The sequence below is a fragment of the Micromonospora radicis genome, assembly GCF_003583405.1.
In the GTDB taxonomy this organism is placed as follows: domain Bacteria; phylum Actinomycetota; class Actinomycetes; order Mycobacteriales; family Micromonosporaceae; genus Micromonospora; species Micromonospora radicis.
Genome location: NZ_QXEC01000011.1, coordinates 20,177 through 42,063, shown reverse-complemented (window position 1 = coordinate 42,063; position 21,887 = coordinate 20,177). Strand labels below are relative to the sequence as shown.

Genomic DNA, 21,887 nt, shown 5'->3' with positions numbered 1-21,887 from the left:
TGGCGGGCCCCGGTGCGTCCATAGCGTGGGTGCCATCAGGAAGGAAGGTCCAGTGCTGTACGGCTCGGCCGAGGCGTTCGGCCGGGCGTTCAAGGCCGTGCACGGTGTCGGCCCCGGCGAGGCTCGGCGTACCGGGGCGACGCTGTCCGCCCAGCCCCGGATCTCCTTCCGACTCACCGTCGAAGGGAGCAGCGGTATGCGATACCGCATCGTGCTCACCGTCGAAGGGAGCAGCGGTATGCGATACCGCATCGTGGGGAAGAACTCGTTCGTGCTCGCCGGCCGCCGGGCCCGGGTGCCGCTGGTGCACGAGGGGATGAACCCGGCCATCGTGGCTTCGTCAAGAGCATCGAACCGGAGACCCGGGACCGGATCGCGGCCCTGTCCGACCAGGAGCCGGCGGGGATCGTCAACGTCAGCGACGGCCTGGCCGGCGACCGCGCGGAGGGCAGCGAACTGGACTACTGGTTCGGCGCGGTCACCGGTGCCGAGGTGCCGGCGGAGTTGGACGTGCTGCCGGTGCCGGCCGGCGACTGGGCGGTGTTCGAGGCGTCGGGGGCGTTCCCCGAGGCCGTGCAGCAACTGTGGCGGGACGTGTTCACCCAGTGGTTCCCTTCCAACCCGTACCGTTCCCGGCCCGGCCCGGAGATCTCCCGCACCCGCCTCTCCGCCGACGGTACGCAGGCCGAGGCGGAGCTGTGGATCCCGGTGGAACCGGTTCCCGCCTGACGGCGGCCTCGGAGCGGCACCGGTCGGCTCAGCCCGACCGGTGCCGGTGCGGCGGGGCGGTGAGGGCGGCGAGTACCCGGCGCTGGAACGAGCGAGCCGCGGCTCCGCTCGGCGGGGTGCCGCCGCCGCGGGCCGCGATGGACCGTTCCACCAGGTCGGTGACGGCCGCGTCGGCCAGCCACCCGGCGTCCGCCGGCGCCCCGGGTCCGTCGGCCGGTGTCGGTCGACCGTCGGCCGGTGTCGCGGTGTCGGCCGGTGTCGTGGTGTCGGCCGGTGGCGTGGTGTCGGCCGGTGTCGCGCGGGCGTCGGCCAGCAGCCGGCGACCGGCGGCCACCTTGGGCAGCCACACCCCGTGGTGCACCCGTACCCAGGACCGGCAGGCGCCCAGGACGGCGTCCTCCGCACCGGGCGCCGGCCCGTCACCGGGTGGGATCGGGCGGTCCAGCCACCAGCGCACCGCGTCGACGAGCAACCGACGAAGGTCGTCCGGGGCGAGGTCGGCGAAGGCCTCGGCGGCGGGCGGGCCGAGCAGTGCCCGCCCGCTCTGGTGCAGGATGCTGCGGTCCAGGCCGTACCAGAACAGGCCGTCGGCGGCGGGCCGGTCGGCCGGGCCGTACGAGACCCGGAAGTCCATCCGCGCGCCGGTGTTCAGCTCGACCTCGAAGCCCGGCTCGGGGGTGCCGGAGCGGGCCACCTCCGGCCGGTACACCACCAACTCCAGGCCACGGGCCGGGCAGGGCAACGCCTCGTGCCGCAGCCGCGTCACCAACTCACCCGCGGTCGTCCGGCCCAGCGGGTCGGCACAGACCAGCGCCACGTCGACGTCGCTGCGGCCCGGCTGGTACGCGGCCAGCCCCACCGAACCGGCCACGTACGCACCGCGCAGCCGCCCACCGAGTACCGCACCGGCGGCGGCGACGAGTTCGTTCAGGTACCGCCGCAGCGGCTCATCCACGCTCGAGTTCTCCGGGCGCACCCCACAGCGTCCCGGCGGGCAGGAAGAACGCCGAGGTCTCCGCGCCGAGGGCATGGCGGATTACCAGTCGGGCGTGTTCGTCGAGGTCCGGCAGCCGACCGGGCGGGAACCAGCGCACGTCCAGCGACTCGTCGTCGTTGACGCGTACCTCGCCGCCCAGTGGGCGGCAGTGGAAGCCGAGGTTGAGGTACTCGCAGTGGTCCCCGTTCGGGTAGGTGTGCGGGTGCGACACCGCACTGCTCAGCCGCAGCGGCTCGACCTCCAGGCCGGTCTCCTCCAGCACCTCGCGGACCACCGCCGTGGCCGGCTGCTCGCCCGGCTCGACGAACCCGCTCACCACCGACCAGCGCCCGTCGTCCGCGCGTTGCCCGAGCAGTAGTTCGCCTGCGTCGTTACGCACCACTGCGCTGACGCTGGGTAGCCAGAGCAGGTCGTGGCCGACGTGCTTACGCATCCGCAGGATGTAGTCAGGTACGCCCATCCGGCGACCTTAGCGGGCCGCCGATCGACGCTCCGCATCCGGTCAGGACAAACTGATCTGTCGGCGTACCCGTTCGTACTCCCTGGCCAACTCGGCGTCCAAGCGCTCCATCCGGGCCTCGGTGAGCACCACCTTCGGGTCGCACCAGTCACGCTTGGTGAGCATCTGCCAGCGCAGTCCGGCCGGCGGGTGGGAGGCGAACAGCGACGCCTCGTCGCGCACGGAGAGTTGCCGAAGCTGGGGCAGCCGGGCCGTGGCGGCCTCCATCGACTCGGCCACCGTGGCCCGCCACCGGTCCGGGCCGTGCCCGGCGCGGGACTCCCGGCGCACGGCCAGCGCCACCGACTCCAACCGCAGCATGGTGTCCAGCAACCGGGTCGCCCCGGCCGATCCGGCGGCCTTCGCGGCCATCTCGTCGGCGAGGTACTCGGCGCGCTGGCTCTCCCGCAGGGCCAGCCAGACGAGGACCAGGTGGGCGGCGGCGAGCAGCCGGGACAGCGTGCCGAGGAAGATCTTCGCCAGCAGGTTGCCGAACAGTTCGAGGATCCCGCCGCGGTGCCCGGTGTCCATCGGGCGGAGCAGGTCGGCGGCCTCGCCGAGGGTCCGGAACGCGGGCTGGGTGAGCAACATCCGACGCGGGTCGCCGTTGACGAAGTGGCCCAGTTCGTGGCTGAGCAACGCCACCCGCTCCTGCGGGCCGAGCGATCCCCAGTACGGCAGGCCGAGGCAGAGCACCCGGCGCTGCCGCAGGCCGACCTGGCCGGCGTACGCGTTGAGGCTGCCGTCCACGCCGATCACCTGTGGCGTCGGCGTACCCAGTGCTGTGGCCACCTCGTCGACCAGCGCGAACAACTCGGGGGCCTGGTGCCGGGACAGCACCTCCAGGTCCGGGTCGAGCCGGCCGAACCGTGGCCGCAGCACGAATGCGAAGCCGAGCAGGACGAGGCCGGGCAGCAGGGTGAGGCTGGGGAACGACCGCAGGGTCAGCCACAGGCCGGTGGCCGCGATCGTGGCCACGCCGAGGAGTAGCAGTACGGAGGCGGTGGTGATCAGTGCCCGCTCCGGACCGGCCCCGCTCGCGCCGATGGGCCGTTGCACCAGCCGGTCGAAGTGCTCCCGGGTCAGCCGGTACGCCAGCCGGTGCGCGCGCCGGTCGACCCACGCCCAGCCGAACAGCGGCGGGTTGCGTTCGGCGTCGTAGGCGTCGAGGTTCCATTCGCACGACGGGCACCAGGGCATCGCGTCGAGTTGAGAAACGGCCCGGGTGTCGCAGTTGGGGCAGACGGTGGGGTCCGCAGCGGTTGTGGTCACGAGCGCTGATTCTCGACGAGGCCGCCGACGTTTCGACAGCGGTCGTTCGGATGACCAGGCGCTCCTCGGCTGCCCGCCGGTGGCCGCCCCGGGACCGGTTTCGGCGTTTCAGCACGTGGGCGTAGTTGCACGTCTACTGTGGAAGACGCTTGTGACTTGCGGTGTTCCGGTGGCGGCTGGTCGCTTCCCGGTGCACAGTGATCCCATGAGTGACAGCGGACGTGGACGTTACTACTGGTGTACGCGACACCACCGGGTCGAGAGCGGCGAGGACACCTGTCCGGCCCGGCACGTTCTCGGGCCGTACGCCTCAGCCGCCGACGCGGAGAACGCCCTGCAGACGGTGCGGGAGCGCAACGAAGCGTGGGAGGCCGAGGACGCCCGCTGGGCCGAGGAGGACGGGGAGGAGAAGTAGACGACGCGGGACGCCTCCCGTGTCGAGGTACTGCGTGCGCCGCGAGGGCGGTGGCACGTACCCAAGGAGGGACCGAGATGGCCGAAGCACAGCAGGCCACCCGACCGGCCGCGAAGCGTACCCCCGCGCGCAAGACCGCCGCGACGGATCGCACCGCCGGCCTCACCCGTACCCCGTCCAGCCGCCGGGCCAGTGGCACCGCTCCGGCGGCCCGGACCGCACCCGGCGGCGCCGGGCGCACCTCGGCGGCCAGCAGCACCACCGCCAAGGCCGCCGCGAGGAAGGCCCCCGCCAACCGGGCGGCGGCGAGGAAGGCACCCGCCAGCAAGGCGACGGCGACCAAGACCACGGCGACGAAGAGCACGGCGACCAAGACCACGGCGACCAAGGCTCCCGCGAAGAAGGCACCGGCCAAGGCGCCGGCGAAGGCGGCGAAGAAGACCACGGCGGCGAAGACCACGGCGGCGACGAAGGCCACCGCCGCGCGGAAGACCACCGCGACGGCGAGGGCCACGACCGCACGGAAGACCACGGCGGCGAAGGCGACCGCGGCGAAGGCTCCCGCGAACAAGGCGACCGCGAAGAAGGCTCCCGCGAACAAGGCGACCGCGGCGAAGGCTCCCGCGAAGAAGACGACCGCGGCGAAGAAGACGACCACGCCCAGGACGACCGCAGCCGCGAAGAAGACCAGCGCGGCGAGGCCCAGCGCGGCGAAGGCGCCGGCCGGTCGGACCGTGGCGGCGGCCACCAGCAAGCGGGCCACGGCCGCGAAGGCTTCCGCGAAGAAGGCGACCGCGGCGAAGGCTCCCGCGAAGAAGACGACCGCGGGCAAACCGGCCACGGCGCGCAAGACCGCTCCGGCCGGGAAGGCCACGGCGAAGGCGACCGCGACCCGGCCGGCGGCCCGTAAGACGACGACCAAGGCGACCGCCCGCAAGAGCGCGACCACGGCGACCGCCCGCAAGAGCGCGACCACGGCGAGCCCCGCGGGCAGGAAGACGGCGGCCAGCAAGCCGGCGGCGACTAGCGGTGCCGCGCGGGCGTCGGGACGGGCCAACCCGGCCGGGCGGACGGGCAAGACGGCCGGCTGACCCGGCGTACGCCCGCAGGCCCCTCGGTCGGGGGAGGGCGCCGCGTGCCCGGCGCTGTCAGGATTGGCTCATGGTCATCCGACGCGTCCTCGCGCCTCGCATCGACTTCAGGGCGTTGCGCCGCGAACTGGATCTGCCCGAGGTCTATCCGGAGGCGGCGCAGCGGGAGGCCGACCAGGCCGCCGCCGCGCCGCCCCGGCCGGCCGTCGACCGCACCGACATCCCGTTGGTCACGGTCGACCCGCCCGGCTCGCGCGACCTGGACCAGGCGATGCGGCTCAGTCGCCGCGCCGGTGGCGGCTTCCGGGTGTGGTACGCGATAGCCGACGTCGCCGCCCACGTACGCCCGGGTGGTGCCCTGGAGGAGGAGACCTGGCGGCGCGGGCAGACGGTCTACCTGCCCGACGGCAACGTGCCGTTGCATCCGCACACGCTCGGCGAGGGCGCGGCGAGCCTGCTGCCCGCCGTCGACCGGGCGGCCGTGCTGTGGACCATCGACCTGGCCGCCGACGGCGACACCACCGCCGTACGGGTGGAGCGGGCGCTGGTACGCAGCCGGGCCCAGCTGGACTATCCGGGCGTGCAGGCCGACGCCGACGCGGGCCGGTTGCCGGAGCCGGTCGCCCTGCTGCCCGAGATCGGGGCCCTGCTCACCGCGCGTGGGCTGCGCCGTGGCGCGATCAACCTGCCGATTCCCGAGCAGGATGTGGAGGCCGACGGCGACGGTTGGCGACTGGTGCTGCGGGCACCGGTGCCGATGGAGGAGCACAACGCGCAGATCTCGCTGCTCACCGGGATGGCCGCCGCGGATCTCATGCTGGCCGGCGGGATCGGCCTGCTGCGTACGATGCCCGCGCCGAAGGCCGAGGCGGTGCAACGACTGCGCGCGGCCGCCGCCCCGCTGGGCGTGCACTGGCCGGCCGGGATGGGCGTCGGCGAACTGCTGCTCGGGCTGGACCCGGCGGTGCCGAGAGCCGCCGCCTTCGTGGACCAGGCGGCCGAGTTGATGCGGTCGGCCGCGTACACCGCCTTCGACGGGGAGTTGCCCGGGCAGCCGGCGCACGGCGGGGTGGCGGCCGCGTACGCCCATGTCACGGCGCCGTTGCGGCGGCTGGCCGACCGGTACGCCACGGAGGTCTGCCTCGCCCTGCACGACGGCCGGGCGGTACCGGACTGGGCCCGGGCGGCGCTGCCCCGGCTGCCGGCGGTGATGGCCGCGACGGACCGCACCGCGTCGGCGGCCAGTCGCGGCGCCATCGACCTGGCCGAGGCGGTCCTGCTGCGGCACCGGGTGGGTGAGACGTTCGACGCGGCGGTGCTGGACGTCGACGCACCGTCCAACGGCCGGTCCCGTCCGGGCCGCCCGCCGGGTGGGACGGTGGCGCTGGACGACCCGCCGGTGCGCGCCCGCTGCGTCGGCGAGTTGGCGCTCGGTACCCGGGTGCGGGTCCGGTTGGTCACCGCCGACCCGGCCACCCGGGCGGTCGCCTTCGAACTCGCCTGATCGCAGCTCCCGCCAGCGGGGATTCTCACAGCGCCGGCCGCTGCTGCCGGGCCGGTGGAACTGGAAGGATGACGACCATGGCATACGACCCGAGTGACCTGCCCGACGTCTCCGGACTCACCGTCGGCATCATCGGCGGCACCGGCGACCAGGGGCGGGGGCTGGCCTACCGGTTCGCCCGGGCCGGCCAGCCGGTGCTGATCGGCTCCCGGTCCGCCGAGCGGGCCGCGCAGTCGGCGGCGGAGATCGCCGCGCTGCCCGGCGTACCGGCCGGCGGGGTGACCGGCACCGACAACGACGAGGTGGCCCGGCGCAGCGACGTGGTGATCATCGCGGTGCCGTGGGACGGGCACGCCGCCACCGTCGCGGCGCTCGCCGAGCCGCTCGCCGGCAAGATCGTGGTCGACTGTGTCAACCCACTCGGCTTCGACAAGCAGGGCCCGTACGCGTTGCCGGTGCCCGAGGGCAGCGCCGTCCAGCAGGCCGCCGCGCTGCTGCCCGACTCCCGGGTCTGTGCCGCGTTCAACCACGTCAGTGCGCCGCTGCTGGCCGACCCGGAGATCGACCGGATCGACCTCGACGTGCTGATCTGTACGGAGCAGCGGGAGTTGGTCGACGTGGTCGCCGCGCTCGCCGCCCGGATCCCCGGCATGCGGGGCGTGTACGCGGGGCGGCTGCGCAACGCCCACCAGATCGAGGCGTTCACCGCCAACCTGATCGCGATCAACCGGCGCTACAAGACCCACGCCGGCGTGCGGGTCACCGACCTCTGATCCGGTCGACGGCCGCTCACGCCCACCGCCGGTCGGCGGGTCGGGGCGCCCACCGTCGCGGGCGTCGCCGCGACGGTGGGCACGAGTGTCGCCGGGTCGGGGCTCGCGGTGCGCCCGACCCGGCGCCGGTGCTCAGAAGTTGACGTCCACGCCGGTCGGCTCGCAGGCCGCGGTGACGTTCGCGCCGGTCTTCTGGAAGGCGGGCTTCTCGCTGGCCGCGGCCGGATCGGCGGCTGCCGCGGCCTCGGTCACCTGGGCCCGGAACTCCGCCACCGCGGTGACCACCCGGCTGTCCGGGCTGCCGCTGCCGGCCACCTTGCCGAGTTCCTTCGCCATGTCGGTGTAGACCTTCGCGAACAGCGCGGGGGTCGGTTCCTTGCCGGACCTCAGGGCGCTGACCAGTGCCTGCTTCGAGTCGTTGCCGGCCTTCTTCAGCGCCTGGCAGAGTTTCTTGTCGCCGGCCGCGTCGGCGGTCGGTGCCGACGTGGCCGGGGCGGCGGACGGGGTCGCCGACGGGGCGGCCGCCGTGGTGGCGGGTGCGGTGGTGGGCGTCGCGGACGGTGTCGGGGCGGCTGTCCCATCCCCACCGCAGGCGGTGAGTGCCAGCACGGAGGCGCAGGTCAGGGCAAGAGCAGAAGATCGAATCCGGTTCACGCCCGCGAACCCTAGCGGTTCCCGCGGCACCCTGTCGCCCCTGCCCTGGATCGGGGTACGGAAGCCGGGGCGGCTTCCGTACCCCGATCCCGACGGTCGGCTAGAAGGTGTGTTCGGCGGCGGGGAACTGGGCGCCACGGACCTCGGCGGCGAACCGCTGGGTGGCGTCGCCGAGCACCTCGGCCAGGTCGGCGTAGCGCTTCACGAAGCGCGGCGTACGGCCGGACCGCAGCCCCGCCATGTCCTGCCAGACCAGCACCTGCGCGTCGGTCTCCGGGCCGGCGCCGATGCCCACCGTGGGGATGGCCAGCTCGGCGGTGATCCGCTTGGCGACCTCGCCGGGCACCATCTCCAGCACCACCGCGAAGGCACCCGCCTCGGCCACCGCCCGGGCGTCGGCGATCACCTCCTCGGCGGTGTCGCCCCGGCCCTGCACCCGGTAGCCGCCGATGGTGTGTTCGCTCTGCGGGGTGAACCCGATGTGCGCCATCACCGGGATGCCGGCCCCGACGATGGCCGCGATCTGGTCGGCGCAGCGCCGCCCGCCCTCCAGCTTCACCGCGTGGCAGCCGCCCTCCTTCATGAACCGGACGGCGGTGCGCAGTGCCTGGGTCGGTCCCTCCTCGTAGGAGCCGAACGGCAGGTCACCGACGACGAGCGCCTGCCGGGTGGCCCGGACCACGGCCCGTACCAGCGGCAGCAGCTCCTCGGCGGTCACCGGCAGGGTGGTCTCGTAGCCGAACACGTTGTTCGCCGCCGAGTCGCCGACCAGCAGCACCGGAATGCCGGCCGCGTCGAAGATCGAGGCGGTGTACTGGTCGTACGAGGTGAGCATCGGCCACTTCTCGCCGCGCTCCTTGGCGGCGAGCAGGTCACGGGTGCGGACCCGACGGGTGGCCGGACCGCCGTAGAGGGCGGTCACCTCGGCCGGAGTGGACTCCACCATGGCACTTCTCCTTTCCTCGAGGCCGCGTACGCGGTCCCCGGGCGCTGCCGCGATCGTCGCACCGGTGACCCCGGTCGCGGCAGGGCGCAGTGCAGGATGTCACTCCCGGCTGAGCAGGGCGTCGTCGCTCAGCCGTCCTCGCGCCACCGGTTGGTGATCGGCAACCGGCGGTCCCGGCCGAACGCCTTCATGGAGATCTTGGTGCCGGGGGCGGACTGGCGGCGCTTGTACTCGGCGGTATCCACCATCCGCAGCACCTTGTCCACCACCGCCGGGTCGTGACCCGAGGCGACCAGGCCGTCCCGGCCCAGGTCACCGTCCACGTAGCCGATCAGGATCGGATCGAGAACGTCGTAGTCGGGCAGGCTGTCGCTGTCCAGTTGGCCCGGGCTCAACTCGGCGCTCGGTGGCTTGCCGATCGAGTTCTCCGGGATCGGCGGCGTCTGCCCGGTGCGGGTCGCCTCGGCGTTGCGCCACTTGGCCAGCCGCCAGACCAGCGTCTTCCAGACGTCCTTGATCGGGTTGAAGCCGCCGACCGAGTCGCCGTAGAGGGTGGAGTAGCCGACCGCCAGTTCGCTCTTGTTGCCGGTGGTGAGCACCAACGGCCCCTCCTGGTTCGACAGCGCCATCAGGAGCACGCCGCGTACCCGTGCCTGGAGGTTCTCCACCGCCACCCCGGACAGCGACAGGTTCGCCAGGAAGGTGTCGACCATCGGCTGGATCGGTTCGACCCGGTAGTCCAGCCCGGTGCGCTTGGCCAGGTCGGCCGCGTCCTCCCGGCTGTGCTCCGAGGAGTGCTGGCTGGGCATGGAGACGGCGACCACGCGCTCCGGGCCCAGCGCGTCCACCGCGATGGCCGCCACCACCGCCGAGTCGATGCCGCCGGAGAGGCCGAGCACCACCGACGGGAAGCGGTTCTTGTTCACGTAGTCGCGCAGGCCCAGCACCAGCGCCTGCCACACCTCGGCCTCGTCGGCCACCGGCTCGATGATCCCGCCGGTGGCCGCCGGGCCGTCCGGCGCGGCCGGGATCGGATCGACCGTACGACGTACCACCCGCAGCCCGTCGGCGACCTCCGCGCCGTCGGCGGCCGTGGCCCCGTCGGTGGCCGCCGGCACCTGCACGTCGTGTACGAGCAGGTGCTCGACGAACTGTGGGGCCCGGGTCAGCAGCGTCCCGTCCGGCGCGACGATCATCGAGTCGCCCTCGAAGACCAACTCGTCCTGCCCGCCGATCATGTTGACGTACGCGATGGTGGCGCCAGCCTCGGCGGCCCGGCGGCGGACCACCGGCAGTCGTACGTCGTCCTTGTTCAGCTCGTACGGCGAGCCGTTGATGTTGACCACCAGCCCGACGCCGGCCGTCCGGGCGGCGGCGAACGGGCCGCCGGCCTGCCACAGGTCCTCGCAGATGGTCAGCGCCACGTCCACCCCGCCGAGGCGGACCACGGTGAGCATGTCACCGGAGACGAAGTAGCGGTCCTCGTCGAAGACGCCGTAGTTGGGCAGGTGGTGCTTGAAGTAGGTGGCCGCCACCGTGCCCCGGTGCAGCAGCGCGGCCGCGTTGCGGGCGCCGCGGCCGGGCTCGGCGTCCCCGCTGACCTGCGGCGGCCCGTCGGCGTCCAGGTAGCCGACCACGACCGGCAGCTCACCCAGCCCGTCGGCGGCGAGGTCGGCGGCGAGAGCGTCCAGGGCCGCCTTCGACGCGGCGACGAAGGACCGTCGGAAGACCAGGTCCTCCACCGGGTAGCCGGTCAGCATCATCTCCGGGAAGAGCGCCAGCTGGGCGCCGGCGTCGGCGGCCCGGCGGGTCCAGGCGCGGACGAGGGCGGCGTTGCCGGTGAGGTCGCCGACGCTGGGGTTGACCTGGCACAGAGCGAGACGCAGGGTGGGCATGTCCTCATCTTGCCCCAGCGGGGTGGGGTCGACACGTGGGCGCCGGCTCTCGCCGGCCGTGCGGGCCGCCGACCGCGGGTCGGGACTGCGCGGGACGGGGTGACGGCGGTTCGCGTAACGTCTGCGTAATCGGGTCGGTGGAGACTGGTCGGTCAGGTCGGGTAAAGCCCGGCCGAAGGCGGACATAGCGTCGCGGAAGGTTGGGGTAGTGGACCGTCAGCAGGAGTTCGTCCTCCGTACGCTGGAAGAGCGGGACATCCGCTTCGTCCGGCTCTGGTTCACCGACGTGCTGGGCACGCTCAAGAGCGTCTCGGTCGCCCCCGCCGAGCTGGAGGCCGCCTTCGAGGAGGGCATCGGCTTCGACGGCTCGGCGATCGAGGGCTTCGCCCGGGTCTTCGAGTCCGACATGGTGGCCATGCCCGACCCGACGACGTTCCAGGTGTTCCCCTTCGAGGGCGGGGTCAGCGGCGAGAGCGCCCGGATGTTCTGCGACATCCTGCTGCCCGACGGCAGCCCGTCCTGGGCCGACCCCCGGCACGTGCTGCGCCGGGCGCTGTCCCGGGCGGCCGAGAAGGGCTTCACCTTCTACACCCATCCCGAGATCGAGTTCTTCCTGCTGGAGAACGGGCCGATGGACGGCTCGGTCCCGGTGCCGGTGGACACCGGCGGCTACTTCGAGCACACCACCCACGCGGTGGCCCGTGACTTCCGCCGCCAGGCGGTGCTGTCGCTGGAGCGGATCGGCATCTCGGTGGAGTTCAGCCACCACGAGGTCGCCCCCGGCCAGCAGGAGATCGACCTGCGCTACGCCGACGCGCTGACCACCGCCGACAACATCATGACCTTCCGGCACGTGGTCAAGGAGGTGGCGCTCTCCACCGGCGTCCAGGCCACCTTCATGCCGAAGCCCTTCACCGACCAGCCGGGCAGCGGCATGCACACCCACCTGTCGCTGTTCGAGGGGGAGCGCAACGCGTTCCACGACGCGGGCGATCCGATGAAGCTCTCCAAGGTGGCCCGGGCGTTCATCGCCGGCCTGCTGGCCCACGCCCGGGAGTACACCGCGGTCACCAACCAGTGGGTGAACTCGTACAAGCGGCTGTTCCCGCAGGCCCTGCCGGACCGGGTCACCGAGAGCCCGGCGTACGTCTGCTGGGGGCACCTGAACCGCTCCGCGTTGGTCCGCGTCCCGGCGTACGGCAAGCCCAACTCGGCCCGGGTGGAGGTCCGCTCGCCCGACTCGGCCGCCAACCCGTACCTCGCCTTCGCGGTGCTGCTCGGTGCCGGGATGAAGGGCATCGAGGAGGGTTACGAGCTGCCGCCGGGCGCCGAGGACGACGTGTGGTCGCTGACCAGCGCCGAACGGCGGGCCATGGGGTACGAGCCGCTGCCGGAGAACCTGGCCGAGGCGATCGACGTGATGGCCGGCTCGGAACTGGTCGCCGAGGTGCTCGGTGAGCACGTCTTCGACTTCTTCCTGCGCAACAAGCGGGCCGAGTGGGAGCAGTACCGCCGGGAGGTCACCCCGTACGAGCGCCAGCACTACCTGTCGCTGTAACCCGCCGGGCCGCCGGCCCGTTGCGGGCTGCCGCTATCGTCTCGATCACCGTGCCGGCGCCCTGCCGGCCGGAGATGACGGTCGGGGAGGCAGTCGGTGTTGGAGGATCTGCTCAGCGGGGCCTGGCAGAGTGTGGTGTTCGGCGTCGTCGGCGTCGGCCTGATGGCCGCCGGGTTCGGGCTGGTCGACCTGCTCACGCCCGGCAAGCTGCGGGACCTGATCTGGGTACGCCGCAACGCCAACGCCGGGCTGCTGCTCGCCGCCAACCAGCTCGGCGTCGCCGGAATCGTGTTCACCGCGATCCTGACCAGCTACCACGACTTCGCCAAGGGGCTGGCCTCGACGGTGCTGTTCGGGCTGATCGGCCTCGGCATCATGGCGCTGGCCTTTGTCGTCCTGGACCTGCTCACCCCGGGCAAACTCGGCGAGGTCATCTGCTCCGAGGAGCCCCACCCGGTGGCCAAGGTCAGCGCCGCCAGCCACTTCGGCGCCGCGTTGATCGTCTGCGCCTGCATCGCCTGAGCTGATCCGCCGTCCCACCCCGGTCGGGCTTCGTGCCCGGCCGGGGTGGTCCGTGTCTGGGGTGGCGGTCAGCGGTACCCGGTGAATGGTGCTGAAAGGTTTGTAAGTCTCTTCCATATGCTTGACCAGCTAGAACAGGATGTCGGTGGAGGTGCTCTCTGGTGGCGAGGGATGCAAGCTGGTAACTTCCTCGCAACCTTGCTGCAAGGGCTTGCAACACCTTTCGCGTTGATGCGCCGGGCTGAGCCCGACGCGAGGTGTCAGGAGAGCCATGGAACACCGTTCGATGAGCCGTGCGGGCGCGCGCGGTCGGCGGCGGGGACGGTGGGGCGTTCTCGCCCTCGCCGTCGGCCTCACCGTCAGCCTGCTGCCCGTTACCTCGGCCGCCGCCGCCAACACCGTCACGGTCTACTACCAGCCACCCACCGCCTGGGGTTCCTCGGTCAACGTCCACTACGGCGTGGACGGTGCCGCCTGGACCCCCGTTCCCGGCGTCGCCATGGAACCCGCCTGCACCGGTTGGCGGCGCAAGAGCATCGACCTGGGTGCCGCCACCGGCCTGCAGGTCGTCTTCACCAACGGCACGGGAACCTGGGACAACAACAACGGGGCCAACTACCGACTCGGCACCGGCTCGGTGACCGTCTCCGGCGGGCGGATCGGCAGCGGAAACCCGTGCGTCGGAAGCAGTCCCTCGCCGACGCCGAGCGGTACACCCGGCGGGGCGACCGCCGAGGTCTACTACCGGCTCACCACCCGTGGCTGGAGTGCCGCGAACATCCACTACCGCCCGACCGGCGGCGCCTGGACCGCGGTGCCGGGGGTGGCCATGGAGGCGGCCTGCGCCGGCTGGGCGCGCAAGGTGATCGACCTGGAGTCGGCCGGTGGCCTCACCGCGGCCTTCAACAACGGCGCCGGCCAGTGGGACAACAACAACGGCGCGGACTACGCGATCGGCACCGGGCGCAGCACCGTCTCCGGCGGCGTGGTCACCCCGGCCGCGGCGGACCCGTGCGGCCCGCCGGCCCCACCGGACACCACCGCGCCGTCCGTCCCGACCGGGCTCACCGCCGAGGTGGACAACGTCCAGGTCACCCTGAGCTGGACGGCCTCCACCGACGACCGGGCGGTGACCGGGTACGAGGTGACCCGCACCGGCGGCACGACGGAACCGGTGACCGTGACCACCACCGGCACCCGCCACGTGGCCGGTGGCCTGTTGCCGCGTACCACGTACCGCTGGACGGTGCGGGCGCGCGACGAGGCCGGCAACCGATCGGCGGCGAGCGACCCGGTGACCGCGACCACCGGCGACGCGCCGCCCGCACCGGCCGGCGGCTCCCCGCTCGGCGGCGACCCGCGCGAGGACACGATCTACTTCGTGATGACCGCCCGGTTCGCCGACGGCGACCCGAGCAACAACCGGGGCGGCAGCCAGCACGTGCGCTCCGGCAACGCGGCCAACGACGACCCGATGTTCCGGGGCGACTTCCAGGGGCTGATCGACAAGCTCGACTACATCAAGGCCCTCGGCTTCTCCGCCATCTGGATCACCCCGGTGGTGCTCAACCGCTCCGACTACGACTTCCACGGCTACCACGGCTGGGACTTCCAGCGGGTCGACCCGCGCCTGGAGAGCCCCGGCGCGAGTTACCAGGAACTGATCAACGCCGCGCACGGCAAGGGCATCAAGATCTTCCAGGACGTGGTCTACAACCACAGCTCACGGTGGGGGGCCAAGGGCCTGTTCACCCCCACCGTGTACGGCGTCCGCGACGAGCAGTGGAAGTGGTACTACGACCAGCCGCAGGCTGGCCGGGAGTACGACCCGATGGACGAACACGACGGTGCCGACCCCACGCTGACCGCCGCACAGAACGCCCAGGCCAAGGGGCGCCCGTACAACGGTGACCTGTGGTCGTCGTCGGCCCCGGAGGGCAACCGCTGCCTGCGGTGGGGCACCCCGAACGGCGCCTACAGCCGGGAGGGCTACACCGTCTACCACTGCCAGTGGCCCGTGCCGACCAGCGGTCTGTTCCCGGCCGACCTGTACCACCAGTGCTGGATCGGCAACTGGGAGGGCGAGGACTCGCGCAGTTGCTGGCTGCACGAGGACCTGGCCGACTTCAACACCGAGAACGAGCGGGTGCAGCAGTACCTGATCGACGCCTACAACAGGTACATCGACATGGGCGTGGACGGATTCCGGATCGACACCGCCGTGCACATCCCCCGGGTCACCTGGAACCGCCGGTTCCTACCGGCGATCCGACAGCACGCGGTGGCCCGGCACGGTGAGAAGGGCAAGGACTTCTACGTCTTCGGCGAGGTGGCCGCGTTCGTCAACGACAAGTGGAACCGCGGCTCGGTCAACCACTCCGCGCAGTTCTTCACCTGGTCCGAGCGCCGCGAGTACAGCCCCGACGACGTCCGGGCCGCCATCGAGCAGTACGAGTACGAACAACTGCTCGGCACCGGCAACCAGCCGACCAGTGACAACGCCTTCCTGCGCGGCAACGACTACCACACGCCCGATCACTCGCGCTTCTCCGGCATGAACGTGATCGACATGCGGATGCACATGAACTTCGGCGATGCGAACAACGCCTTCGGCAACGGTCGGGACTCCGACGACAGCTACAACGACGCCACCTACAACGTGGTCTACGTCGACAGTCACGACTACGGGCCGAACAAGTCCAGCGTCCGGTACACCGGCGGCACCGACGCCTGGGCGGAGAACATGAGCCTGATGTGGACGTTCCGGGGCATCCCGACGCTCTACTACGGCTCCGAGATCGAGTTCCAGAAGGGTGCGCCGATCGACTGCGGCCCGAGTTGCCCGCTGGCCACCACCGGTCGGGCCTACTACGGCGGTCACCTGGCCGGCAGCGTCACCGCCGCCGACTTCGGCGTGGTCGCCAGCGCCTCCGGCGCGGTCGCCCAGACCCTGGACAAGCCACTGGTCAAGCACGTGCAGCGGCTCAACCAGATCCGCCGGGCCATCCCCGCGCTCCAGAAGGGGCAGTACTCGACCGAGGGGATCAGCGGTAACCAGATGGCGTACAAGCGCCGGTTCGCCGGGGGCGGGGTGGACAGCTTCGCACTGGTCACCGTCTCCGGCAGCGCCACGTTCACCGGCATACCCAACGGCACCTACACCGACGCGGTGACCGGAGACGTCAAGGTCGTCACGAACGGCACCCTGACCGCCTCGGTCAGCGGCAAGGGCAACCTGCGGGTGTACGTGCTCAGCCTGCCCGGAAACCCGGCGCCCGGAAAGATCGGTGAGACCGGGCCGTACCTGAGATGACCCGGGTGTTCTTGCGCGGGGCGTGACACCCCGGCCGGGGGCGGCATCCCGATGTCGGGTGCCGCCCCCGGCCGCCGTGCCGCCGGCGGTCACCAGACGGTGCGGCCGGTCACGCAGGCGCGGCGGGCGTCACTTGCCGGCGGAGTCGTCGCTGCCGCCGCGAGCGCCGGGACCACCGAAGACACCGGCCTCGACGGCCGCGGTGATCGCGTCGGCCTGCTCCTGGGTGAGCTTGCCCTCCTCGACCGCCTTGGCGAGCCGCTCCGCCATGGCCTCCTTGCGGTCCTCGGAAGAACCCTGCGGCCCACGGTCGCCGCCCCGCTCACGGTCGCCGCCACGGCGCTCACCGTCCGGCTTGCCCTGCGGCTTGTGCTCCTCGCGCAGCTTCTCCAGGGCGGCGGTCACCTTGTCGGTGGACACGCCCAACTCCTTGGCGAGGGCCTCGGCGAACGCCTCCCGCTGCGCCCCACGCTCGGGCCGCTGGTCGTCCTGCTGGCTGGCGTCGGCGCTGGCGCTGGGCGTCTTGTCGTCGGCGAGCGCCACGGTGGGAGCGGCGATCCCCACGCCGAGTACGCCCGCGGCGACCAGGCCGGCCAGCACGTGCTTCTTCGAGATGCTGCGGGACATCAGTCCTCCAACTCGTCGGTGATGCGTTGACGTCACCGACAGTGACGGGGCTGGCTGGTGATGACCCGTGGCGAACCTGTCAGCGGCCTGGCAATCGGGCCCGCCGAACCGGACAAGAGAGTCGTTGGCGCCACGAACGGGCGGTGGCCACGGTCAGCGGACGGCGGGCGCGACGCTGAGCGTGCCGGCGTCGGCGTCGAGGACGGCCCGGGTGCCCACCGGCACGCTCAGCTGACCCGGCCCGTGCCCGATCGGCAGCCCGCCCAGCACCGGCACGCCCAGCTCACCCAGACGCTCGGTGAGCACGTCGGCGACGCTCACCTCCCAGCCGTCCGCGCAGTCGGTGAACTGGCCGACGGCCACCCCGGCCAGCCCGTCCAGCGCACCGGCGCGGCGCAGCTGGGTGAGCATCCGGTCGACCTTGTACGGCGGCTCCTGCACGTCCTCCAGCAGCAGCACCGCCCCGGTCAGGTCGGGCATGTCCGGGGTGCCCAGCGAGGCCACGACCAGGCAGAGGTTGCCGCCGAGCAGCCGACCCACGGCGCGACCCGCTACGCGTACGGCGAAGGTCTCCTCGCTCTCGGCGGCGCGTACGGTGACCGGCTCGGTGGTGGTCAGCGCCGCGTGCAGCGACTCGGCGGAGGCCAACGGGGTGCGTTCGTCGCGCCAGGCCGCACCGGGACCGTGCACCCCGGCCAGCCGGGCACCCCGCCAGAGCGCCAACTGCAGGGCGGTGATGTCCGAGAAACCCGCCACCACCTTCGGATCCCGGCGTACGGCCGCCATGTCGATCGCGTCCACCACCCGCTGGGCGCCGTAACCGCCCCGAGTGCAGATCACCCCGCGCACCGCCGGGTCGGCGAAGGCGGTGTTCAGGTCGGCCGCGCGCAGCGCGTCGGTGCCGGCCAGGTAGCCGTGCCGGGCGTACACGTTCGGGGCCGGCACCGGCCGCAGGCCCCAGCCGGTGAGCAGTTCGACCCCCCGGGCCACCCGCTCCGGCCGGGTCGGCCCGGACGGGGAGACCAGCATGACGGTGTCGCCCTGGCGCAGCGCCGGCGGGCGTACGACGTCGTCGGGCGCGCTGTGGTCGGACACAGCCGCAGAGCCTAGTCCCGCGCGCGGACCCGGGCGGCCGGACCGGATAGCCTCGACGGCGTGGCAACCGCGTTGGTGATCGAGAACGACCCGACCGACGATGCGCGGCGACTGGGGGAGTGGCTGACCGAGGCAGGTCTCCAGCTGTCCGTGACCCGTCCGCACGCCGGCGACGAACTGCCCGCCGACCTCGACGGCTACGCCGCCCTGGTGGTACTCGGCGGCGATCAGCAGGCATATCCGGGAGACGACGGCTCGCCGGGCGCGCCCTGGTTCCCGGCCGTGGAGGGCCTGCTGCGCAAGGCCGTCCGGCACCGGCTGCCGACCCTCGGCATCTGCCTGGGCGCGCAGCTGCTCGCCACCGCGCACGCCGGCACGGTCGAACGCAGCCCGGCCGGGCCGGAGGTCGGCCCCGCGGTGGTCGGCCGGCGCGACGCCGCCGACACCGACCTGCTCTTCCGATACGTGCCGCTGATCCCCGACGTGCTGCAGTGGCACGCCGACGAGATCACCGAACTGCCCGCCGGTGCCACCCTGCTGGCTGCCTCCACCCGCTACCCGAACCAGGCGTTCCGCCTCGGTGACCGGGCCTGGGGCCTACAGTTCCACATCGAGTGCGACACCGCGATGATCGCCGACTGGGCGACCGACTCGGCGTTGCTGGCCGAGCTGGGCTACGACCCGGAGTTGGTGATCTCCGCCTGCAACGCGGTGATGGTCGACGTGGAGGAGGTCTGGCAGCCCTTCGCCGCCCGGTTCGCCGCACTGGCCCTCGGTGAGCTGGACGGCGACGAACCGCGCCGCAGCCTGCCCCTGCTCGGGCACTGATGGGCCGCCCGACCAGCGCCACCGGCCGGCTCGCCCGGTACGGCTTCGGCGTCGCCGACTCCGACGGCGGGGCCCGCGCCGCCGACCTGCTCGGGCCGGCCGGGCTGGACCTGTGGCGGGCGCAGACCCAGGAACCGGCCGACGACCGGGCCCAGGAGCTGCTGACCGCGCTGTCCCGGGCCGCCGACCCCGACCTGGCCCTACGCCAGCTGCACCGGCTGGTCGAGGCCGAACGCCGGGCCCGGACCGGCCCGAACGGCACGACCGCGACCCGGCGGCGCGGCGCCGCAGCGCAGCCGGTCCCGCCCACCGAGGCCGGTGGCATCGGGGCGGGTTCGGCCTTGCTCGCCGCCCTGCACGACGACCCGGGGCTGCGGCGCCGGCTGATCGCCGTGCTGGGTGCCTCGTCGGCGCTCGGTGACCACCTCGTCGCCAACCCCGACCAGTGGCCGGTGCTGCGTACCGAACCCGACGGGCTCGCCCCCGCCGCCGAGGGCCGACTCGAACCGGCCGGCGACGGCAACCCGGTCGCGGTGCTGCGCCAGGCGTACCGGCTGGCGTTGCTGCGGATCGCGGCGGCCGACCTGACCGGTGGGCGCGGCCTGGAACAGACCATGGCCGCGCTCTCCGCGCTGGCCGACGCCACCCTGCGCGCCGCGTATGACATCGCACTGGCGGAGCTGCCCGAGGGGGTACGCCGGCCGCGGCTGGCGGTGGTGGCGATGGGCAAGTGCGGCGGCGGCGAGCTGAACTACGTCTCGGACGTCGACGTGATCTTCGTGGCCGCCGAGGACGACGACCTGACCACGGCCACCACCGTGGCCACCCGCCTGATCCACGTATGCGGGCTGGTCGCCTGGCCGGTCGACGCCGCACTGCGCCCCGAGGGCAACCGGGGGCCGCTGGTGCGTACCCTCGCCAGCCACCTGGCCTACTACCGGCGGTGGGCCCGGACCTGGGAGTTCCAGGCCCTGCTCAAGGCCCGCCCGGCCGCCGGTGACCTGGCGTTGGGCCAGGAGTGGATCGACGCGCTGGGCCCGCTGCTCTGGCAGGCCGCCGAACGCCCGGAGGCGGTCGAGGACGTCCGGGCGATGCGCCGGAAGATCATCGACAACATCCCGCCGAAGGAACTGGAACGCGAGATCAAACGCGGCCCCGGCGGACTGCGCGACATCGAGTTCGCCGTGCAGCTGCTGCAACTGGTGCACGGCCGGGGTGACGAGTCACTGCGCGGACCGGGGACGATCCCCGCGCTGCGGGCGCTGGTCACCGGCGGCTACGTCGGGCGGGCCGACGGGGAGGCGCTGCTGCGCGGCTACCGCTTCCTGCGCGGCGTCGAACACCGCCTGCAACTGCAGGGCCTGCGCCGGACCCACACCGTGCCGACCGAGCCGGGCGCGTTGCGCTGGCTGGCCACCGCGCTCGGCTACACCGCGACCCCGGGACGCAGCGCCGTCGAGGAGTTCCGCGCCGAGTGGGTCACCCACGCCACCGAGGTACGCCGGCTGCACGCCAAGCTGCTCTACCGCCCGCTGCTGGAGTCGGTGGCCCGGGTACCCGCCGACGGGCTGCGGCTGACCCCGCAGGCGGCCCGCAACCGGCTGGAGATCCTCGGCTTCGCCGACCCGGCCGGGGCGCTGCGTCACCTCCAGGCCCTCACCGGCGGGGTGAGCCGCACCGCCGCGATCCAACGCACCCTGCTGCCGGTGCTGCTCAGCGAGTTCGCCGACGCCCCGGAACCCGACCGTGGCCTGCTCAGCTACCGCAAGGTCTCCGACTCCCTCGGCAGCACCCCCTGGTACCTGCGACTGCTGCGCGACTCCGGGCCGGTGGCCCGTCGGCTGGCCCGGGTGCTCTCCTCCTCCCGGTACGTCGCCGACCTGCTCACCCGCGAGCCGGAGGCGCTGCGCCTGCTCGCCGAGGAGAGCGAGCTGAGCCCGCGCCCCCGCGAGGTGCTCTGCGACGGCTTCGCCGCCGCCGCGGCCCGGCACACCGACCCGGTCGAGGCAACCCGGGCGGTACGCGCGCTGCGGCGCCGGGAACTGCTCCGCCTCGCCTGCGCCGACGTGCTCAGCCGCGCCGGTTCGCTGGCGCCCACCCGCCCGGACGCGGACCGGCCGCCCGTCGGCGAGCCGCCGTCCGCCGGCCTGACCGGTGACCGGCCGACCGCCGGCCTGACCGCTGACCGGCCGCCCGCCGGCCTGACCGACGTCACCGCCGTCGGCACCGCCCTGGCCGCGGTGACCGACGCCACCCTCGCCGCCGCGCTGCGCATCGCCCGGGCCGCCCAGCCGCCGATGCCGGGGCTGGAGTTCGCGGTGATCGGGATGGGCCGGCTCGGCGGGTACGAGTCCAACTACCTCTCCGACGCCGACGTGCTGTTCGTCTACGACCCGCCGGAGGGCGTCAGCGAGAGCGCGGCCAGCGCCGCCGCCCACGCCGTCGCCGAGGAACTGCGCCGGCTGCTCGGCATGCCCGCGCCCGACCCGGCGCTCGGGGTCGACGCCGACCTGCGCCCGGAGGGGCGGCAGGGGCCGCTGGTCCGCAGCCTCGCCGCCTACCAGCAGTACTACGCCCGCTGGTCGCGGGTGTGGGAGTCGCAGGCCCTGCTGCGGGCCCGGTGCGTGGCCGGCGACGCCGAACTGGGCACCCGGTTCGAGCAGCTGGTCGACCCGGTCCGGTACCCGGCCGACGGGCTGACCCGGGAACAGATCATCGAGATCCGCCGGATCAAGGCCCGGGTGGAGACCGAGCGGCTGCCCCGGGGCGCCGACCCGGCCACCCACACCAAGCTCGGCCGGGGCGGCCTGGCCGACGTCGAGTGGGCGGTCCAACTGCTCCAACTGCGACACGCCGGGGCGCACCCGCAGCTACGCGGTACGCGTACCCTCGACGCCCTCACCGCCGCCCGCGACCTGGGTCTGGTCGACCCGGCGGACGCCGAGGCGATGGCGACCGGATGGACCCTCGCGGCGCAGGTCCGCAACGCGCTGATGCTGGTCCGGGGCCGCGCCGGTGACCAACTGCCCCGGCACGGCGTGGAACTGGCCGGCGTGGTCCGGCTGCTCGGCCACGACGACCCCGGCGAGTTCCTCGACGAGTACCTGCGCACCGGCCGCCGCTCCCGCGCCGCCACCGAACGCGTCCTGCAGATGTGAGCAAGGGTGGC

17 protein-coding genes and 1 pseudogene are annotated in these 21,887 nt (G+C 73.1%); 10 read left to right on the top strand and 8 right to left on the bottom strand.

The features are described from left to right. Positions 1-58: 58 nt before the first annotated feature. Positions 59-729, top strand: a pseudogene (locus tag D2L64_RS13435) (GyrI-like domain-containing protein); the annotation flags it as partial. A gap of 28 nt (positions 730-757) precedes the next feature. On the opposite strand, the gene D2L64_RS13430 reads toward D2L64_RS13435, so the two are convergent. Genes D2L64_RS13430 through D2L64_RS13420 form a run of 3 tightly spaced genes read right to left on the bottom strand, consistent with a single transcriptional unit; the run spans position 758 to position 3,497 of the window. After that, the gene (locus tag D2L64_RS13430; RefSeq protein WP_119575987.1) at positions 758-1,684 is read right to left on the bottom strand and encodes a nucleotidyltransferase domain-containing protein; all 927 of its coding nucleotides are present in this window, start codon (positions 1,682-1,684) and stop codon (positions 758-760) included. Continuing rightward, positions 1,677-2,186 (bottom strand): NUDIX hydrolase, encoded by a 510-nt coding sequence (locus D2L64_RS13425; RefSeq protein ID WP_119575984.1) that lies wholly within the window; start codon positions 2,184-2,186, stop codon positions 1,677-1,679. Before D2L64_RS13425 ends, D2L64_RS13430 begins: the two co-directional genes overlap by 8 nt. Before the next feature lie 42 nt (positions 2,187-2,228). Next, positions 2,229-3,497, bottom strand: a complete 1,269-nt coding sequence (locus D2L64_RS13420; RefSeq protein ID WP_233558935.1) for a M48 family metallopeptidase — start codon at positions 3,495-3,497, stop codon at positions 2,229-2,231. Between the two features lie 205 nt (positions 3,498-3,702). Here D2L64_RS13420 and D2L64_RS13415 point away from each other — a divergent pair, with 205 nt between their 5' ends. The 4 genes from D2L64_RS13415 (at position 3,703) to npdG (ending at position 7,280) form a co-directional block, all read left to right on the top strand. Then, positions 3,703-3,912: a hypothetical protein gene (locus D2L64_RS13415; RefSeq protein ID WP_119575978.1), complete on the top strand. Its 210-nt coding sequence runs from the start codon at positions 3,703-3,705 to the stop codon at positions 3,910-3,912. Between the two features lie 77 nt (positions 3,913-3,989). Beyond that, positions 3,990-5,003: a histone gene (locus tag D2L64_RS27570; RefSeq protein WP_199714521.1), complete on the top strand. Its 1,014-nt coding sequence runs from the start codon at positions 3,990-3,992 to the stop codon at positions 5,001-5,003. Positions 5,004-5,073: 70 nt separating this feature from the next. Continuing rightward, a complete protein-coding gene (locus D2L64_RS13405; RefSeq protein WP_119575975.1) occupies positions 5,074-6,507 on the top strand; it encodes an RNB domain-containing ribonuclease in 1,434 nt (477 codons plus the stop codon). A gap of 77 nt (positions 6,508-6,584) precedes the next feature. Further along, complete coding sequence (gene npdG, locus D2L64_RS13400) at positions 6,585-7,280, top strand: NADPH-dependent F420 reductase (RefSeq protein ID WP_119575972.1); 696 nt, start codon at positions 6,585-6,587, stop codon at positions 7,278-7,280. A 132-nt stretch (positions 7,281-7,412) separates the two neighbouring features. On the opposite strand, the gene D2L64_RS27265 is transcribed toward npdG, so the two are convergent. The 3 genes from D2L64_RS27265 to D2L64_RS13385 all read right to left on the bottom strand — a co-directional run bounded on the left by D2L64_RS27265 (position 7,413) and on the right by D2L64_RS13385 (position 10,775). Then, positions 7,413-7,934: a hypothetical protein gene (locus D2L64_RS27265; RefSeq protein ID WP_158603497.1), complete on the bottom strand. Its 522-nt coding sequence runs from the start codon at positions 7,932-7,934 to the stop codon at positions 7,413-7,415. A gap of 100 nt (positions 7,935-8,034) precedes the next feature. Then, on the bottom strand, positions 8,035-8,880 hold the full coding sequence (gene panB, locus D2L64_RS13390) for a 3-methyl-2-oxobutanoate hydroxymethyltransferase (RefSeq protein WP_119575966.1): 846 nt from the start codon (positions 8,878-8,880) through the stop codon (positions 8,035-8,037). Between the two features lie 128 nt (positions 8,881-9,008). Beyond that, positions 9,009-10,775, bottom strand: coding sequence for an NAD+ synthase (locus D2L64_RS13385; protein ID WP_119575963.1), 1,767 nt, complete (start codon positions 10,773-10,775; stop codon positions 9,009-9,011). A gap of 208 nt (positions 10,776-10,983) precedes the next feature. Here D2L64_RS13385 and glnA point away from each other — a divergent pair, with 208 nt between their 5' ends. From glnA to D2L64_RS13370, 3 genes are all read left to right on the top strand, one after another. Further along, a complete protein-coding gene (gene glnA, locus D2L64_RS13380) occupies positions 10,984-12,333 on the top strand; it encodes a type I glutamate--ammonia ligase (protein WP_119575960.1) in 1,350 nt (449 codons plus the stop codon). Between the two features lie 96 nt (positions 12,334-12,429). Then, the gene (locus tag D2L64_RS13375; RefSeq protein WP_119575957.1) at positions 12,430-12,855 is read left to right on the top strand and encodes a DUF350 domain-containing protein; all 426 of its coding nucleotides are present in this window, start codon (positions 12,430-12,432) and stop codon (positions 12,853-12,855) included. Positions 12,856-13,126: 271 nt separating this feature from the next. Continuing rightward, positions 13,127-16,168: a carbohydrate binding domain-containing protein gene (locus D2L64_RS13370; RefSeq protein WP_233558934.1), complete on the top strand. Its 3,042-nt coding sequence runs from the start codon at positions 13,127-13,129 to the stop codon at positions 16,166-16,168. Between the two features lie 129 nt (positions 16,169-16,297). Here the strand turns inward: D2L64_RS13370 and D2L64_RS13365 are convergent, their stop codons facing one another. Next, the gene (locus tag D2L64_RS13365; RefSeq protein ID WP_119575954.1) at positions 16,298-16,795 is read right to left on the bottom strand and encodes a hypothetical protein; all 498 of its coding nucleotides are present in this window, start codon (positions 16,793-16,795) and stop codon (positions 16,298-16,300) included. Positions 16,796-16,948: 153 nt separating this feature from the next. Further along, positions 16,949-17,824 carry a S66 peptidase family protein gene (locus D2L64_RS13360; protein WP_119576337.1) on the bottom strand — a complete coding sequence of 292 codons (876 nt, stop codon included), beginning with the start codon at positions 17,822-17,824 and terminating at the stop codon, positions 16,949-16,951. A 126-nt stretch (positions 17,825-17,950) separates the two neighbouring features. On the opposite strand from D2L64_RS13360, the gene D2L64_RS13355 reads away from it, so the two are divergent. Further along, positions 17,951-18,718 (top strand): type 1 glutamine amidotransferase, encoded by a 768-nt coding sequence (locus D2L64_RS13355; RefSeq protein ID WP_119575951.1) that lies wholly within the window; start codon positions 17,951-17,953, stop codon positions 18,716-18,718. Continuing rightward, positions 18,718-21,876 (top strand): bifunctional [glutamine synthetase] adenylyltransferase/[glutamine synthetase]-adenylyl-L-tyrosine phosphorylase, encoded by a 3,159-nt coding sequence (locus D2L64_RS13350; RefSeq protein ID WP_119575949.1) that lies wholly within the window; start codon positions 18,718-18,720, stop codon positions 21,874-21,876. Before D2L64_RS13355 ends, D2L64_RS13350 begins: the two co-directional genes overlap by 1 nt. The last annotated feature ends 11 nt before the right edge of the window (positions 21,877-21,887 follow it).

What these genes read in the sequence shown, in the direction of transcription:
- D2L64_RS13425 (WP_119575984.1), bottom strand. Translation starts at nt 2,186, where the DNA reads ATGGGCGTACCTGACTACATCCTGCGGATGCGTAAGCACGTCGGCCAC.
- D2L64_RS13415 (WP_119575978.1), top strand. Translation starts at nt 3,703, where the DNA reads ATGAGTGACAGCGGACGTGGACGTTACTACTGGTGTACGCGACACCAC.
- D2L64_RS27570 (WP_199714521.1), top strand. Translation starts at nt 3,990, where the DNA reads ATGGCCGAAGCACAGCAGGCCACCCGACCGGCCGCGAAGCGTACCCCC.
- D2L64_RS13405 (WP_119575975.1), top strand. Translation starts at nt 5,074, where the DNA reads ATGGTCATCCGACGCGTCCTCGCGCCTCGCATCGACTTCAGGGCGTTG.
- npdG (WP_119575972.1), top strand. Translation starts at nt 6,585, where the DNA reads ATGGCATACGACCCGAGTGACCTGCCCGACGTCTCCGGACTCACCGTC.
- panB (WP_119575966.1), bottom strand. Translation starts at nt 8,880, where the DNA reads ATGGTGGAGTCCACTCCGGCCGAGGTGACCGCCCTCTACGGCGGTCCG.
- D2L64_RS13385 (WP_119575963.1), bottom strand. Translation starts at nt 10,775, where the DNA reads ATGCCCACCCTGCGTCTCGCTCTGTGCCAGGTCAACCCCAGCGTCGGC.
- D2L64_RS13370 (WP_233558934.1), top strand. Translation starts at nt 13,127, where the DNA reads ATGGAACACCGTTCGATGAGCCGTGCGGGCGCGCGCGGTCGGCGGCGG.
- D2L64_RS13365 (WP_119575954.1), bottom strand. Translation starts at nt 16,795, where the DNA reads ATGTCCCGCAGCATCTCGAAGAAGCACGTGCTGGCCGGCCTGGTCGCC.
- D2L64_RS13360 (WP_119576337.1), bottom strand. Translation starts at nt 17,824, where the DNA reads ATGCTGGTCTCCCCGTCCGGGCCGACCCGGCCGGAGCGGGTGGCCCGG.
- D2L64_RS13350 (WP_119575949.1), top strand. Translation starts at nt 18,718, where the DNA reads ATGGGCCGCCCGACCAGCGCCACCGGCCGGCTCGCCCGGTACGGCTTC.